The organism is Rhizobacter sp. P1_G5, assembly GCF_056405435.1.
Map to the genome: position 1 here is coordinate 1 of NZ_JBFUCB010000082.1, position 15,249 is coordinate 15,249.

Here is a 15,249-nt window from a genome sequence, read left to right on the forward strand (position 1 = left end):
GCCATCCTGGGCGGCGCGCTCGGCGCCTTCGTCGTCAACAACCAGCCGAAGGTGCTGAAGGCGACGCTGGCAGCGCTGCCGACGCTGCTGAAGGGCTCGAAGTATTCGAAGGCCCGCTACATGGAGCTGCTGGCGCTGCTCTACGACATCCTGCAGAAGGCGCGCAAGGAAGGCCTGATGTCGATCGAGAACGACGTCGAGCGCCCGCACGAATCGGCGCTCTTCAAGAAATACGCGACGGTGGGCAACGACCACCACGTGGTCGAGTTCGTCACCGACTACCTGCGCATGATGGTCTCGGGCAACCTGAACGCCCACGAGATCGAGAGCCTCATGGACAGCGAGATCGACACCCACCACCACGAGGCGCATGCGCCCGCCGCGGCGATCGCCCGGCTGGCCGGCGCGCTGCCGGCGTTCGGCATCGTGGCCGCCGTGCTCGGCGTGGTGAACACGATGGGCTCGGTGGGCCAGCCGCCCGCGATCCTCGGCGGCATGATCGGCTCGGCGCTGGTCGGCACCTTCCTCGGCATCCTGCTGGCCTATGCGGTCGCGGAACCACTGGCCGGGCTGATGGAGCAGAAGAACGACGAGAACGGCAAGGAACTGCAGTGCATCAAGACCACGCTGCTCGCGAGCATGCAGGGTTATGCGCCGCAGGTGGCGGTCGAATTCGGCCGCAAGGTGCTGTACTCGACCGACCGCCCGACCTTCGCTGAGCTCGAAGGCCATGTGAAGGGCAAGAAATAATGGCCGGCGATTCGAAGAAGCTGCAGCCGATCATCATCAAGCGCATCAAGAAGGGCGGCCATGGCGCCCACGGCGGCGCGTGGAAGATCGCGTATGCCGACTTCGTGACGGCAATGATGGCGTTCTTCCTGCTGATGTGGCTGCTCGGCTCGACGACCGAGGGCGACAAGAAGGGCATTGCCGACTATTTCCAGGCGCCGCTGAAGGTGGCACTGCTGAGCGGCGGCAGCGGCTCGGGCGATTCGTCGCACGTGATCAAGGGCGGCGGCACCGACCTCACCCGCAGCGGCGGCCAGGTCAAGAAGGGCGATACCGCATCACGCAGCACCATCAACCTGGCGGCGATGAAGGCCGAGCAGCGCCAGGCCGAGGCACAGCGGCTGCAGGTGCTGAAGCAGCACGTGGAAGACGTGCTGGCGGCGAATCCGAAGCTGGCGGCGCTGAAATCCCAGATCCGGCTCGACATGACGCCGGACGGCCTGCGCATCCAGATCGTCGACGAGCAGAACCGGCCGATGTTCGACAGCGGCAGCGCGCTGGTCAAACCCTACATGCGCGAGCTGCTGCAGGAGATCGGCGGCGTGCTGGCCGAGGTACCGAACCGGTTGACGCTGGAGGGCCACACCGACGCCGCGGCCTTCGGCGGCGGTGAGCGCGGCTACAGCAACTGGGAGCTGTCGTCGGACCGCGCCAATGCATCGCGCCGCGAATTGCTGCTGGGCGGGCTGCCCGAGGACCGGATGCTGCGGGTGCAGGGGCTCGCGTCGAGCGCGCTGTTCGACCGCAACGACCCGCTGAGCCCGTCGAACCGGCGCATCAGCATCATCGTGATGAACCGTGAGGCGGAGGACCGCTTCTTCCAGAACACGCCGTTGGCACCGGAACCCGAGGCGCCGGCTGCCGAGGGGGCGCTCACGCCGCCCTCAACTTCCGCCGCGACTGCCCGATAACAGCCGCAAAGCAGCCGATTCCAGGCTCCACACCGTACCACCGCCCCAAGCGACCCAGCGAGGACTCTCATGAGCACCGATTTGAAATTCCTGATCGTCGACGACTTCTCGACCATGCGCCGCATCGTGCGCGGGTTGCTGAAGGAGATCGGCTACAACAATGCCGAAGAGGCCGAGGATGGCGCGGTGGCGTTGAACATGCTGAAGAACGCGAAGTTCGACTTCGTCGTGAGCGACATCAACATGCCGAACATGAACGGCTTCGAGCTGTTGTCGGCGGTGAAGGCCGATGCGAGCCTGAAGCACCTGCCGGTGCTGATGGTGACCGCCGAGGCGCGCAAGGAAGACATCGTGCGGGCGGCGCAGGACGGCGCGGCCGGCTACATCGTCAAGCCCTTCACGAAGGCCACGCTGGAAGAAAAAGTCCAGAAGATCATGCAGAAGCTGGCCACCGCGGCCTGATGCCGCACCAGCCCCCCGACGTACAAGGGAACACATCATGAAGATGGATACGATGGCCACCCTGGCCCCGCCGACGGCTGCGGCCTCGCCCGAGGTCTTCCAGCAGCTCGGCGTGATCACGCGCCAGTTGCACGACACGCTGATGCAGCTCGGCGTGATCCCCAAGCTGCAGACCGCGGCCGACAACCTGCCCGACGCGCGCAGCCGCCTGAACTACATCGCCGAGAAGACCGGTGCTGCCGCCAACAAGGTGCTGAATTCGGTCGACCAGGCCAAGCTCGAGCACGCGAACATTGCCGCCGACACGCGCCGCATCGCGGCGGCCATCGTGGCCGACCCGGTGAAGGCGGTGGCCTCGGGTTCGGTGATGAATTTCGTCAGTGACGTCGAGGCGGCGACCGCACGCATCGACCTGCACCTGACCGACATCATGATGGCGCAGGATTTCCATGACCTGACCGGCCAGGTCGTGGCCAAGGTCGTCGCGCTGGCATCCGACCTGGAAGACAGCCTGGTCAAGCTGCTGGTGCAGGCGGCTCCGCCGGAGCAGGTGCAGAAGGTGGAGTCGTCGATCCTCAACGGGCCGGTGGTGAATCCTGAAGGGCGGACCGATGTGGTGACCAATCAGGGGGAGGTTGACGACCTCCTGGCCAGTCTGGGGTTCTGATTCTTCTCACTGAGTGGGGCTGCGCCGGGTCTCGCCCCGGCGGGCGAGTCACTTTCTTTGTCTTGCCAAAGAAAGTAACCAAAGAAGGCGCCTGAAAACCATACGGTTCGTTCAGTCTCGCTGCGGACAACACTGACGCTTCGGCTGGTGCTCCACATTCATTGGGATTGTTGGCCGTCCGCTACTCGCTGCCGACCAGGCCGTTGCGGATCGCGTAGACCGTCATCTCGGAGTTGTTCGAAAGGCCCAGCTTCTCGAGCACGCGGGCCCGGTACACGCTCACTGTCTTCGGGCTAAGCATCAGCTCCTCCGCGATGTCGGACAAGCGCTTGCCCGACGCGATCATCACCAACGTTTGCAGCTCGCGATCGGATAGCTTCTCGTGCGCCGCTTCGGTGGTCGGCGTCGTCAGGCTTTCCACCAGCATCTGCGCGATCTCCGGGGTCACGTATTTGCGGCCCTGCCCTACGGTGCGCACCGCGGCCACGATCGTCGCGGGGTCGCCGCCCTTGTTCACGTAGCCGAACGCCCCAGCCCTCAGCGCCCGGATCGCATACTGGTCCTCGGGGTACATCGACACCACCAGCACCCGCATCGTCGCGCCTTCGTCCTTCAGCACGTGCAGCACGTCCAGCCCGCTGCGGCCCGGCAGGTTGATGTCCAGCACCAGCACGTCACAACCGCCCGTCGTCCGCAACAACGACCGCAGCTCGGTGTAGTCACCCGCCTCGCCGATCACCTCGATGTCTGGAGCGTCCGACAAGGTGTCGCGGATGCCGCGCCGGATCAACGCATGGTCGTCGCACAGAATCACTTTGATCATCAGATATTCCCCCACACCGTCGGGTCATAAGGCGCCGACGGTTCCTCGGCGAGCTCGAAGTCCAACTCCTCCGACATCATCTCCAGCGGCACCGACAGGATCAACGTCGTCCCGGCCGGCCCGCTGCTCAGGTCCACCCAGCCCCCCACCGTGCCGGCCCGCTCGTGCAACCCACGGATGCCGAACGAACGCACCTTCGCCAGATCGTCATGGTTCAGGCCGCGGCCGTTGTCGCTGATCTCGAGCGACAACACCCCGCCCGCCAATGTCAGGTCGATCTGCACATGGCTCGCCTGCGCATGCTTGGTCACGTTGGTCAACGCCTCCTGCGCCGTGCGATACGCCACCAGCGGCACACCCGCCGGCAACGTGAGATGGTCGTAGCGGCTGCGRAACTCGCAGGTCACGCCGGTGCGCTTCTCGAAACGGCTCGCCATCCACTGCAGCGCCGCCACCAACCCCTGCTCCAAAATCGCCGGCCGCAGGTTGTGCATCACCCGCTGGCTCGCCTCGATCGCATGGCTCACCGTCTCGAGCGCCGAATTGACCCGCGCCAGCACCTCCGGCGAATCGGAATGCCGCGCAATCCACGCCAGGTCGAACTTCAGCGCCGTCAACGAACCGCCCACGTCGTCATGGATCTCGCGCGCAATCGCCGCCCGCTCCGATTCGACGCTGGTCTGCAGATGCTGCGCCAGCTCGTGCACCCGCTGCTTCTGCTCGCCCAGCTCGCGGTCGGCACGCTGGCGCGCCAGCAGCAGCTCGTGCGCCTCCACCGCATGCAGCAGCGCCGGCACCAGCCGCGCCAGGTTGTTCTTCAGCAGGTAGTCGCTCGCGCCATTGCGCATCGCCTCGACCGCGGTGTCCTCGCCGATCTCGCCGGACACCAGGATGAACGGGATGCTGCGCCCGCTCGCCTTCAGCAGGTCCAGCGCCACCAGGCCCGAAAAACCCGGCAGGTTGTAGTCGGACACGATGATGTCCCACTCCTGCGACGGCTCCAGCTCGCGCAGGAACTCGACCTCGGAATCGACCCGCACCGCGTCGACATCGAGCCCGCCGCGGCGCAGGTGGGCCAGCGTCAGGTGATGGTCGAGCTCGGAATCCTCCAGGTGCAGGAGGCGCAGGCGCTGCTCGGCAAGAGGCGGTGACATGGCCCGAGTATGCCAAGCAACCGGTTCGGAGGTGCCAACTTCGCACGCTCCACGGAGCCATTCGAAATGGCTGCGCTTTTCACCGGTGATTGAGCTAATGCTTTCCGCCCCCCTGCCGAAAATGGCAGACAGATAGCACGCCCTGCGCAGGAGCTCCCCTGCGCAGCGCCCCATCCCTCACCTTCGAGCGGAGATTCGGATGCAGATGAACGACGCCAACGATGCCGGCATGCCACCCGCGCCAGCGGGCATGGCATTGCTGGCCGCCGCCGACCTGCAGGACCACCTGATGTCGGCCACCAACGATCTGGAACGCCTTCAGACCCTGCTGGCCGACGCCTGCGACACGCTGATGCAGCGCTTCTACGGCGCCTCGGAACAGATCCGCGTCCTGCGCGAACGCCCCCACTCGGGCGAGGAAAGCGACCAGGTCTTCAGCGGCGTCATGCAGGATCTGGGCGGCGCGGTCACCGCGCTGCAGTTCCAGGACATGGCGTCCCAGCTGATCCATCACACCAACCGCCGGTTGCGCAACTGCGTCGACCGGCTGGCCCGCGAGGCCTTCGCGGATGACGAAGACGGTGAGACCGTGGTCGAGGAAGCCCCGTTGCGACCCAACCCGGTGACCCAGGCCGAAATGGATGTCGGCTCCATCGAGTTGTTCTAGGCCGCCCCTCAAGACTTCAGTCCCACCTACCGAAACAGTTTTCGAGAAATCCGGAGAAACCCATGCATTCCATCCTCGCCGTCGACGATTCCGCCTCCATGCGCCAGATGGTGTCCTTCACGCTGAAGAGCGCCGGCTACAACGTCGTCGAGGCCGTGGACGGCCAGGACGCGTACGAGAAGACCAGCGGTCGCGACTTCGACCTCGTGCTGACCGACCAGAACATGCCCCGCATGGACGGCATCAGCCTGACCAAGAAGCTGCGCGACAACCCGAAGTTCAAGAGCACGCCGATCCTGATCCTGACCACCGAGTCGAGCGACCAGATGAAGCAGGCAGGCCGCAGCGCCGGCGCCACCGGCTGGCTGGTCAAGCCGTTCGATCCGGCCAAGCTGATCGAAGTCATCAAGAAGGTCGTGCGCTGAGCTTCGCGGCTCGCGCACCGACCTGTTCGCCATCGACCAATAACGACATTCCATCCAGGAGCACGCCATGGGCGAGATGACCTCCGAAGGCTCTCAGCTGAGCGCCGGCATCGACCTGAGCCAGTTCTATCAGGTCTTCTTCGAGGAAGCGGGCGAGAACCTCGACCGCATGGAGAAGCTGCTGCTCGACCTCGACATCGAGTCGGCCGACGACGAAGAGCTCAACGCGATCTTCCGCTGCGCCCACTCGATCAAGGGCGGCGCCGCGACCTTCGGCTTCTCCGACGTCGCCGAGCTGACGCACCAGATGGAGACGCTGCTGGACAAGCTGCGCCGCCATGAACTGACCCCGACCGCGCCGATGGTCGACGTGCTGCTGCAATCGGGCGACGCGCTGCGCGCCCAGCTGGCACGCCACCAGGGCAACGGCGGCGACGAACTCGACACCACCGAGCTGCTGTTCAACATCCGCGCGATGGTCGCCGGCGAGGCCCCCCCGGCCGCCACCACCAGCGCCGCACCCGCCGCCGCACCGGCCGCGAAGCCCAAGGCGGCCGCACCGGCTTCGGCGATGCCCGCCCCGTCGGTCGCCGGCCACGCCCGCGTGCTCGAGCTGCGCGTCGGCCCGCTGAAGAACCTGACGGACGCCGACAACCTGGTCGAGCTGTTCAAGGAAATCACCGACCTCGGCACCATCGAGCCGCTGGACAACGGCATGTCGGCCGACGGCATGCGCCGCTTCAAGATCTGCACCACCAGCAGCGACAGCGACCTGCTGGACCTGTTCACCTTCCACGTGGCGCGCGAGCAGGTTGCACTGCTGCCGCTCGGCCCCGGCTACGGCTTCCATGAAGGCTCGCCGGGTGCCCCGGCCGCCACCGCGCCGAGCGAGGCCGACCTCGGCTACGGCTTCTTCGACGACGCCCCGGGCGCACCGAACGCCGCCGCCGCCCCGGCCGCCGACGCCGCGCCGTCCGCCGACGCTGCCGCGCCGGTCGAGTCCGCCAAGCCTGCTGCCAAGCCGGTCGCGAAGGCCGAGAAGGCCCCGGCCGCCGCGGTCGAGGCCTCGACGCTGCGCGTGTCGGTCGAGAAGGTCGACCAGCTGATCAACCTGGTCGGCGAACTCGTGATCACCCAGGCCATGCTGGCCCAGAACAGCCAGGGCCTGGACCCGGCGCTGTACCAGCAGCTGGCCGCCGGCCTTGCCGACCTGGACCGCAACACCCGCGATCTGCAGGAATCGGTGATGTCGATCCGCATGATCCCGATGTCGATGGTGTTCAGCCGCTTCCCGCGCATGCTGCGCGACCTGGCCGCCAAGCTCGGCAAGAAGGTCGACTTCGTGACGCTCGGCGAAGCCACCGAACTGGACAAGGGCCTGGTCGAGAAGATCACCGACCCGCTGACCCACCTGGTGCGCAACAGCTGCGACCACGGCATCGAGACCCCCGCCGACCGCGTCGCCAAGGGCAAGCCCGAGACCGGCACGATCACGCTGAGCGCGTCCCACCAGGGCGGCTCGATCGTCATCGAGGTGCGCGACGACGGTCGCGGCCTGTCGCGCGAGAAGCTGCTGAAGAAGGCCCGCGAGCGCGGCATCCCGGCCCCCGACTCGATGACCGACCAGGAGGTGTGGGGCCTGATCTTCGCCCCCGGCTTCTCGACCGCCGATGTGGTGACGGACGTGTCCGGCCGCGGCGTCGGCATGGACGTGGTCAAGAAGAACATCACCGCACTGGGCGGCACCGTCGAGATCGATTCGGCCGAAGGCTACGGCATGCGCGTCTCGGTGCGCCTGCCGCTGACGCTGGCCATCATGGACGGCATGTCGGTGGGCGTCGGCGAAGAGGTCTACATCCTCCCGCTGTCGTCGGTGATCGAGTCGTTCCAGGTGCAGCCCGACATGGTCAAGACGATCGGTGGCTCCGGCCGCGTGGTCGAGGTGCGCGACGAGTACATGCCGGTGCTGGAGATGGAGCACGTGTTCAACGTGCCGCGCTTCGACTTCGAGCACGTCAGCGGGATCATGGTGGTGGTCGAGGCCGAAGGCGGCCGCGTCGCGCTGCTGGTCGACGAGCTGCTCGGACAGCAGCAGGTCGTCGTGAAGAACCTCGAAGCCAACTACCGCAAGGTCAACGACGTGTCGGGCGCCACCATCATGGGTGACGGCCGCGTGGCGCTGATCCTGGACGTGGGCAGCCTGGTGCGCCGCTCGCGCCACTGACGCTCTTGCCACTGAGACCGGCCCGCGCGAGCGGGCCCCCTTTCGAACAACCGGAGCAGAGTCATGAAGTTGAATGACGTTCGTGTCGGAGTCCGCCTGGGTGGCGGATTTGCCGTCACCCTGGCGCTCCTGTGCCTGATCATGGTCGTCGGCGTCTGGCGCCTGGGCAGCATCGCCCAGGCCACCCAGCAGATGATGGCCGAGCCGCTCGCCAAGGAGCGCCTGGCCGCCGAATGGGCACGCAACGTGTCGATCGGCGTGACCCGCGGCAAGGCGATCGCCAAGAGCCCGGATGCCACGCTCGAAGCGCTGTTCACCGACGATGCCAAGGCCTCGACGGTGCGCGCCAACGAGATCACCCAGGCGCTGAAGGCCTTCCCGACCACGCCCGAGGAGCAGGTGCTGCTCGACCGCATCGCAGAGACGCGCAAGACCTACCTGGTGGCGCGCGACGGGATGATGGCCGCCAAGCGCGCCGGCAACACCGAAGAAGCCACGCGCATCTACGACACCAGCTTCCAGGTCGTCGCGCCGGCCTACGTGACCGTGATGCAGGCCTACGTGGACTACCAGAAGAAATCCATCGACCAGATGGCGAAGCAGATCGATGCCGACGCGCTGCGCGGCCGCCTGCTGATCGGCGTGACCGGCAGCCTCGCGCTGGTGCTGGGCGCCGTGTTCGCCTGGCTGCTGACGCGCTCGATCACGGTGCCGGTGGCCCAGGCGGCGGCACTCGCCGACGCGGTGGCCGGTGGCGACCTGTCGCGCCGGGTCACGGCCGACGGCAGCGACGAGATCGCCGGCCTGATGCGCTCGCTCGGCAAGATGAACGCCAGCCTGCACGACATGGTCACGCAGGTCCGGCAATCGGCCGACAGCATCCAGGTCGCCAGCAGCGAGGTCGCGACCGGCAACCAGGACCTGAGCTCGCGCACCGAGCAGACGGCCTCGAACCTGCAGCAGACCGCATCGTCGATGGGCCACCTGACCGGCACCGTCAAGCAGACCGCCGATTCGGCGCGCACCGCCAACCAGCTGGCCTCGTCGGCGCAAGGCGCTGCCGGCAAGGGCGGCGAGGTGGTGTCGCAGGTCGTCTCGACGATGAACGACATCCATGCCAGCTCGAAGAAGATCGCCGACATCATCGGCGTGATCGACGGCATCGCGTTCCAGACCAACATCCTGGCGCTGAACGCCGCGGTGGAAGCAGCCCGTGCCGGCGAGCAGGGCCGCGGCTTCGCGGTCGTCGCGAGCGAAGTGCGCAGCCTCGCGCAGCGCAGCGCGCAGGCGGCCAAGGAAATCAAGAGCCTGATCGACGCCTCGGTCGACAAGGTCGACTCCGGTTCGCGCCTGGTGGCGGATGCCGGCCAGTCGATGACCGAGATCGTCACCAGCGTGCGCCGCGTCAGCGACATCATCGGCGAGATCACCTCGGCGGCGTCGGAGCAGAGCGACGGCATCGGCCAGGTCAACACCGCAGTGACGCAGCTCGACCAGATGACGCAGCAGAACGCCGCGCTGGTGGAGCAGTCCGCCGCGGCCGCCGAATCGCTGAAGGAGCAGGCAGTGAAGCTGTCGGGCGTCGTGTCGGTGTTCCGGCTGAGCGCCTGACCCACCCCGGGCGCGCCTTCGGGCGTGCCGTGTCCCCCTTTGTCCCCCAGGAGCGCTGCATGCAGTTCAGTTTCCGCAACGCCCGCATCGGCACCCGGCTCGGGCTGGTCTTCAGCCTGCTGGTGCTGCTGATGGTGCTGGCCACCGGCTACAGCGCGATCAAGCTGAAGCAGACCACCTCGACGCTGAAGCGCCTGTCGGCCACCGAATGGCAGATGACGCAGCTGGCGCGCGACTGGAATGCACAGGCCGCGATGAACACGCTGCGCGCGACGACGAATGCACGCCTGGGCACCGGTGAGTTCTCCGACGAGCTGACGAAGCAGTCGAAGGCCACCTCGGCCGCGAACGCCGAGACGATCGCGAAGATCGAGGCGCTGGTGTCCGACCCCGAGATGAAGGCGCTGTTCGACAAGGCGGTGCAAGCGCGCAAGGTCGCACTCGCGTTCCATCCGCAGCTCGATGCGCTGAAGAACAGCGGCGACTTCGTCGCGCTCGAAGCCCTGCTGGCGGGCGATTTCGACAAGACCCGCAAGAGCTACCAGGCGGCCGTCGACGAGCTCGCCGCGCTGGCCACGGCCCGCGCCGCTGCCGCGCAGGAGCATGCAGAGACCGGCACCAACCTCGCGGCCACCGTGGTCGGCGTGCTGGTGCTGGTGTGCGTCGCGATCGCCGGCGGTTTCGGCTGGTGGCTGACCCGTTCGATCGCCGCGCCGATCGGCGAAGCGGTGCGGCATGCCCGCGCGATCGCCGGCGGCGACCTGTCGCAGACGCTGTCGATCCAGGCCGGCGGCGAAGCCGGCGAGCTGGCACGCGCGCTGGCCGACATGCAGGCCTCGCTGCGCCGGCTGGTCGGCGAGGTGCGCAGCACCACCGACAGCATCACGACCGCGAGCGCCGAGATCGCGACCGGCAACCAGGACCTGAGCGTGCGCACCGAGCAGACCGCGAGCAACCTGCAGCAGGCGGCCTCGTCGATGGAGCAGCTGACCGGCACCGTCAAGCAGAGCGCCGATTCGGCCCGCCAGGCCAACCAGCTGGCCTCGTCGGCCGCCGAGGTCGCCGCCCGTGGCGGCTCGGTCGTCGCCCAGGTCGTCTCGACGATGGACGAGATCAATGCCAGCTCGAAGAAGATCAACGACATCATCGGCGTGATCGACGGCATCGCGTTCCAGACCAACATCCTGGCGCTGAACGCCGCGGTCGAAGCCGCGCGTGCCGGCGAACAGGGCCGCGGCTTCGCGGTCGTCGCCAGCGAAGTGCGCAGCCTCGCGCAGCGCAGCGCGCAGGCGGCCAAGGAAATCAAGGGCCTGATCGGCGCCAGCGTCGACCGCGTCGAGGCCGGCTCGCGCCTGGTGGCCGATGCCGGCAAGACGATGAGCGAGATCGTCGGCTCGGTGCAGCGCGTCTCGAACATCATCGGTGAAATCACCGCCGCCTCGTCCGAGCAGAGCGACGGCATCGGCAGCGTCAACGCCGCCGTGACCCAGCTCGACCAGATGACGCAACAGAACTCGGCCCTCGTCGAAGAGAGCGCCGCGGCCGCCGAGAGCCTGAAGGACCAGGCGCTGCGCCTGTCGCAGGCCGTCGGCGCCTTCCGACTCGAACACTGAGACACACCATGCGCATTCAAGACCTCCGCATCGGCACCCGCATCTGGTTCGCCGTCGGCACCTTCATCGTCGCGCTGCTGGCGCTGATCGCCTTCGCCGCGTGGCGCTCGGCCCAGGTGCAGGCGTTCTCCGACGAGGCGCTGGCGCTGTCGGAAACCAAGATCCGCACGGCCGCCCGCTGGGCCGGCCTGACCGAGGCCGCGGTGTCGCGCGCCCAGGCCGGCGCGATCAGCAGCGATCCGTCGGTGCGCGTCGCGTTCAAGGAGACCAACGACAAGGCCATCGCGCAGATCACCGAGCTGCAGAAGCAGCTGAAGGAGCTGCCGCAGACCGAGGCCGAGACGCAGCAGATGGCGAAGATCGCCGCCGACCGCAAGGTCGTGCTCGACACCTCGGCCGAGATCACGAAGAAGAAGGAAGCCGGCGACCAGGAGGGCGCCCGCGCGCTGGCGATGGGCGGCTTCGCGCAGGCCGTCGACACCTACATGCAATCGCTGCGCGGCTTCGTCGCGCTGCAGGAGCAGGCGGCCCAGGCCACGCGCGAACGGCTGTCGGCCGAGCGCCGCAAGACGGTGATGGTGGCGGCCGGCGTGGTCGGGCTGATCATCCTCGGTGCGCTGTTCGGCACCTTCGCGCTCGTCGGCTCGATCCGCCGCCCGCTCGGCGAAGCGATCGCGCTGGCCGACTCGATCGCCGGCGGCGACCTGAGCCCGCGGCCGGCCGTGATGCGCGGCGACGAGATGGGCGACCTGATGCGCGCGCTGCAGACGATGACGGCCGCGCTCGGCCGCGTCGTGCAGCAGGTGCACACCGCCAGCGACAGCATCCGAACCGCCAGCACCGAGATCGCCAGCGGCAACCAGGACCTGAGCGCCCGCACCGAGCAGACCGCGTCCAGCCTGCAGCAGACCGCCTCGTCGATGGAGCAGTTGACCGGCACCGTCAAGCAGAGCGCCGACTCGGCCCGCCAGGCCAACCAGCTGGCCTCGTCGGCCGCTGAAGTCGCGGCACGCGGCGGCTCGGTGGTCTCGCAAGTCGTGACCACGATGGACGAGATCAATGCCAGCTCGAAGAAGATCGCCGACATCATCGGCGTGATCGACGGCATCGCGTTCCAGACCAACATCCTGGCGCTGAACGCCGCGGTCGAAGCGGCGCGCGCCGGCGAGCAGGGCCGCGGCTTCGCGGTGGTGGCCGGCGAGGTGCGCAGCCTCGCGCAGCGCAGCGCCGACGCTGCCAAGGAAATCAAGGGCCTGATCGGCGCCAGCGTCGACCGTGTCGAAGCCGGCTCGCGCCTGGTGGCGGACGCCGGCCAGACGATGAACGAGATCGTCGGCTCGGTGCAGCGCGTCAGCGACATCATCGGTGAGATTACCGCCGCATCGTCGGAGCAGAGCGACGGCATCGGCCAGATCAACACCGCCGTCACCCAGCTCGACCAGATGACGCAGCAGAACTCGGCGCTCGTCGAWGAGAGCGCCGCCGCCGCCGAAAGCCTGAAGGACCAGGCCGCGCGCCTGTCGCAGGCCGTCGGCAGCTTCCGGTTGCAGGCGCACTGAGTCGCCGAACGTTGCCCTTCCGCTTGACCCGAGGTACCCCCATGAACCTGTCCTTCAAACGCAAGATCGGCCTGCTGGTCGGCGCCTCGATCCTGGCGCTGATCCTGCTGACCGTCGCGTCCAGCCTGCGCATGCGCAGCCAGATCGTCGAAGGGCGCAAGGGCCAGCTGGTAACGGCGGTCGAGGCCGCCTACCACATCGCGGCCGGCTTCGAGGCCAAGGCCGCGGCCGGCACGATGAGCAAGGAAGACGCGCAGAAGGCGGCCCGTGACGCGATCCGCGTGGCCCGCTACGGCGCCGAGGCCAAGGACTACCTCTACATCTTCTCGATGGACGGCTCCGCGGTGATGCACCCGCTGAAGCCCGAATGGGACGGCCAGCCGATGATCGGCAAGGTCAAGGACAGCAAGGGCCTGGACATCATCCAGGGCGAGATCGACGTGCTGCGCGCCAGCAAGGACGGCCGCGCCTACCTGATGACCGATTTCCCGCGCCCCGGCAAGACCGAGTCGGTGCCCAAGCTGATGTACGTGATGCAGCTGAAGAACTGGGGCTGGCTGGTCGGCTCGGGCCTGTACATGGACGACGTCGATGCCGAGGTGCGCAGCACCGCCGTGCAAGGCCTGCTGATCACGCTGCTGATCCTGGCCGGCATCGGCGCGCTGGGCATCGTGATCGCCCGCAGCGTGCTGCGCCAGATCGGCGGCGAGCCGAGCGACGCGGTGGCGGTGATGGGCGAGGTCGCGCGCGGCAACCTGTCGGTCGACCTGAGCCAGTCGGTGCCGGGCAGCCTGCTGGATTCGCTGTCGCAGATGGTGCGCTCGCTGCGCACGACGGTGAGCCAGGTGCGCCAGAGCACCGACAGCATCTCCACCGCCTCCGGCGAGATCGCGACCGGCAACCACGACCTGAGCGTGCGCACCGAGCAGACGGCGAGCAACCTGCAGCAGGCCGCGTCGTCGATGGAGCAGCTGACCGGCACCGTCAAGCAGAGCGCCGACTCGGCCCGCCAGGCGAATCAACTGGCCTCGTCGGCCGCTGAAGTCGCAGCCCGTGGCGGCTCGGTCGTCGCCCAGGTCGTCTCGACGATGGACGAGATCAATGCCAGCTCGAAGAAGATCAACGACATCATCGGCGTGATCGACGGCATCGCGTTCCAGACCAACATCCTGGCGCTGAACGCCGCGGTCGAAGCCGCGCGTGCCGGCGAACAGGGCCGCGGCTTCGCGGTGGTCGCCAGCGAAGTGCGCAGCCTCGCGCAGCGCAGCGCGCAGGCGGCCAAGGAAATCAAGGGCCTGATCGGCGCCAGCGTCGACCGTGTCGAGGCCGGTTCGCGCCTGGTCGCCGATGCCGGCAAGACGATGAGCGAGATCGTCGGCTCGGTGCAGCGTGTCAGCGACATCATCGGCGAGATCACCGCCGCGTCGTCGGAGCAGAGCGATGGCATCGGCCAGGTCAACACCGCAGTCACTCAACTCGACCAGATGACGCAGCAGAACGCTGCGCTGGTCGAGGAATCGGCGGCCGCCGCCGAGAGCCTGCGCGACCAGGCCAAGCGCCTGGCCTCGGTGGTCGCGACCTTCCGACTGGAGGCGGGCGAGAGCCTGGTGGCGCAGCCGGTCGCCGCGCCGGCCTTGCCGCCGGCGAAACCGGCCTTCACGCCCAAGCCGGCCGCCAAGGTTGCCAGCACCGCGCCAGCGGCCAGGCCCGCGACACCCGCCCGCGTCGAATCGAAGCCGGTGGCTGCCACCCTGGCCCCGCGCGCCGAACCGCAACCCGCCGTGGTCGCCAGCAAACCGGCCGCCAGCGCCGCGCCGAGCGACGACTGGGAAACCTTCTGAAATCTCCGGACCGCCTGTCATGAACCTGAACAACCTCAGCATCCGCACCAAGCTGATCGGCGGCTTCGGCCTGGTCCTTGCGATCGCGCTCGTGCAAAGCCTGCTGGCGATCGGTCGCCTGGGCCACGTCAACGCGAACGCCGCCGACATCGCCACCAACTGGCTGCCCAGCGTGCGCGCGCTCGGTGAACTGAACAGCGATCTTGCGTCGTACCGCGTGGTGCGCCTGCGCCTCGCGCTGATCGACACCTCTCTCGAGGTCGAGCCGATCGAGGCCTCGCTGAAGAAGGTGGAAGGCAACCTCGAGACCCACCGCGCCGCTTACCAGGCGATGGTCAGCTCGCCGGAAGAGAAGGCCTTGTACGAGCAATTCACGCAGCAGTGGAAGAGCTACCAGGCAATCGGCCCCGAGCTGCTGCGCATGGCCAAGGAAATGGACACCGCCGGCATCAAGAAGCTGTTGAACGGACCGGGCGGCCAGTCGTACACCGATGCCCGTGCGC

14 protein-coding genes are annotated in these 15,249 nt (G+C 67.7%); 12 read left to right on the forward strand and 2 right to left on the reverse strand.

What is annotated here, in order from left to right:
• The 4 genes from motA to AC1D12_RS08650 all read left to right on the forward strand — a co-directional run.
• Positions 1-750 (forward strand): flagellar motor stator protein MotA (motA, locus tag AC1D12_RS08635; RefSeq protein WP_477839938.1); only part of this gene is annotated, 750 nt, incomplete at its 5' end.
• Entirely contained in the window at positions 750-1,700 is a 951-nt protein-coding gene (gene motB, locus AC1D12_RS08640; RefSeq protein WP_047511113.1) for a flagellar motor protein MotB, read from the forward strand. The genes motA and motB, both read left to right, overlap by 1 nt.
• 69 nt (positions 1,701-1,769) lie before the next feature.
• Entirely contained in the window at positions 1,770-2,162 is a 393-nt protein-coding gene (gene cheY, locus AC1D12_RS08645; RefSeq protein WP_047511116.1) for a chemotaxis response regulator CheY, read from the forward strand.
• Positions 2,163-2,199: 37 nt separating this feature from the next.
• Positions 2,200-2,829, forward strand: coding sequence for a protein phosphatase CheZ (locus AC1D12_RS08650; RefSeq protein ID WP_477826337.1), 630 nt, complete (start codon positions 2,200-2,202; stop codon positions 2,827-2,829).
• Positions 2,830-3,010: 181 nt separating this feature from the next.
• On the opposite strand, the gene AC1D12_RS08655 is transcribed toward AC1D12_RS08650, so the two are convergent.
• Entirely contained in the window at positions 3,011-3,652 is a 642-nt protein-coding gene (locus AC1D12_RS08655; protein WP_047511092.1) for a response regulator, read from the reverse strand.
• Positions 3,652-4,806 carry a hybrid sensor histidine kinase/response regulator gene (locus AC1D12_RS08660; RefSeq protein WP_047511095.1) on the reverse strand — a complete coding sequence of 385 codons (1,155 nt, stop codon included), beginning with the start codon at positions 4,804-4,806 and terminating at the stop codon, positions 3,652-3,654. Before AC1D12_RS08660 ends, AC1D12_RS08655 begins: the two co-directional genes overlap by 1 nt.
• Before the next feature lie 199 nt (positions 4,807-5,005).
• Between AC1D12_RS08660 and AC1D12_RS08665 the strand changes: the two genes are divergently transcribed.
• The 8 genes from AC1D12_RS08665 to AC1D12_RS08700 form a co-directional block, all read left to right on the forward strand.
• Positions 5,006-5,473, forward strand: coding sequence for a hypothetical protein (locus tag AC1D12_RS08665; RefSeq protein ID WP_052213005.1), 468 nt, complete (start codon positions 5,006-5,008; stop codon positions 5,471-5,473).
• A 62-nt stretch (positions 5,474-5,535) separates the two neighbouring features.
• The gene (locus AC1D12_RS08670) at positions 5,536-5,898 is read left to right on the forward strand and encodes a response regulator (protein WP_047511098.1); all 363 of its coding nucleotides are present in this window, start codon (positions 5,536-5,538) and stop codon (positions 5,896-5,898) included.
• A gap of 67 nt (positions 5,899-5,965) precedes the next feature.
• Positions 5,966-8,122, forward strand: coding sequence for a chemotaxis protein CheA (locus AC1D12_RS08675; protein WP_477827803.1), 2,157 nt, complete (start codon positions 5,966-5,968; stop codon positions 8,120-8,122).
• A 63-nt stretch (positions 8,123-8,185) separates the two neighbouring features.
• The gene (locus tag AC1D12_RS08680) at positions 8,186-9,733 is read left to right on the forward strand and encodes a methyl-accepting chemotaxis protein (protein ID WP_477839940.1); all 1,548 of its coding nucleotides are present in this window, start codon (positions 8,186-8,188) and stop codon (positions 9,731-9,733) included.
• Between the two features lie 59 nt (positions 9,734-9,792).
• Positions 9,793-11,346 (forward strand): methyl-accepting chemotaxis protein, encoded by a 1,554-nt coding sequence (locus AC1D12_RS08685; RefSeq protein ID WP_477839942.1) that lies wholly within the window; start codon positions 9,793-9,795, stop codon positions 11,344-11,346.
• Between the two features lie 8 nt (positions 11,347-11,354).
• The gene (locus AC1D12_RS08690; RefSeq protein WP_477839945.1) at positions 11,355-12,905 is read left to right on the forward strand and encodes a methyl-accepting chemotaxis protein; all 1,551 of its coding nucleotides are present in this window, start codon (positions 11,355-11,357) and stop codon (positions 12,903-12,905) included.
• 41 nt (positions 12,906-12,946) lie between these two features.
• Positions 12,947-14,746 (forward strand): methyl-accepting chemotaxis protein, encoded by a 1,800-nt coding sequence (locus tag AC1D12_RS08695; protein WP_477839947.1) that lies wholly within the window; start codon positions 12,947-12,949, stop codon positions 14,744-14,746.
• 19 nt (positions 14,747-14,765) lie between these two features.
• The coding region (locus AC1D12_RS08700; protein WP_477839948.1) for an MCP four helix bundle domain-containing protein at positions 14,766-15,249 on the forward strand (484 nt) is incomplete at its 3' end.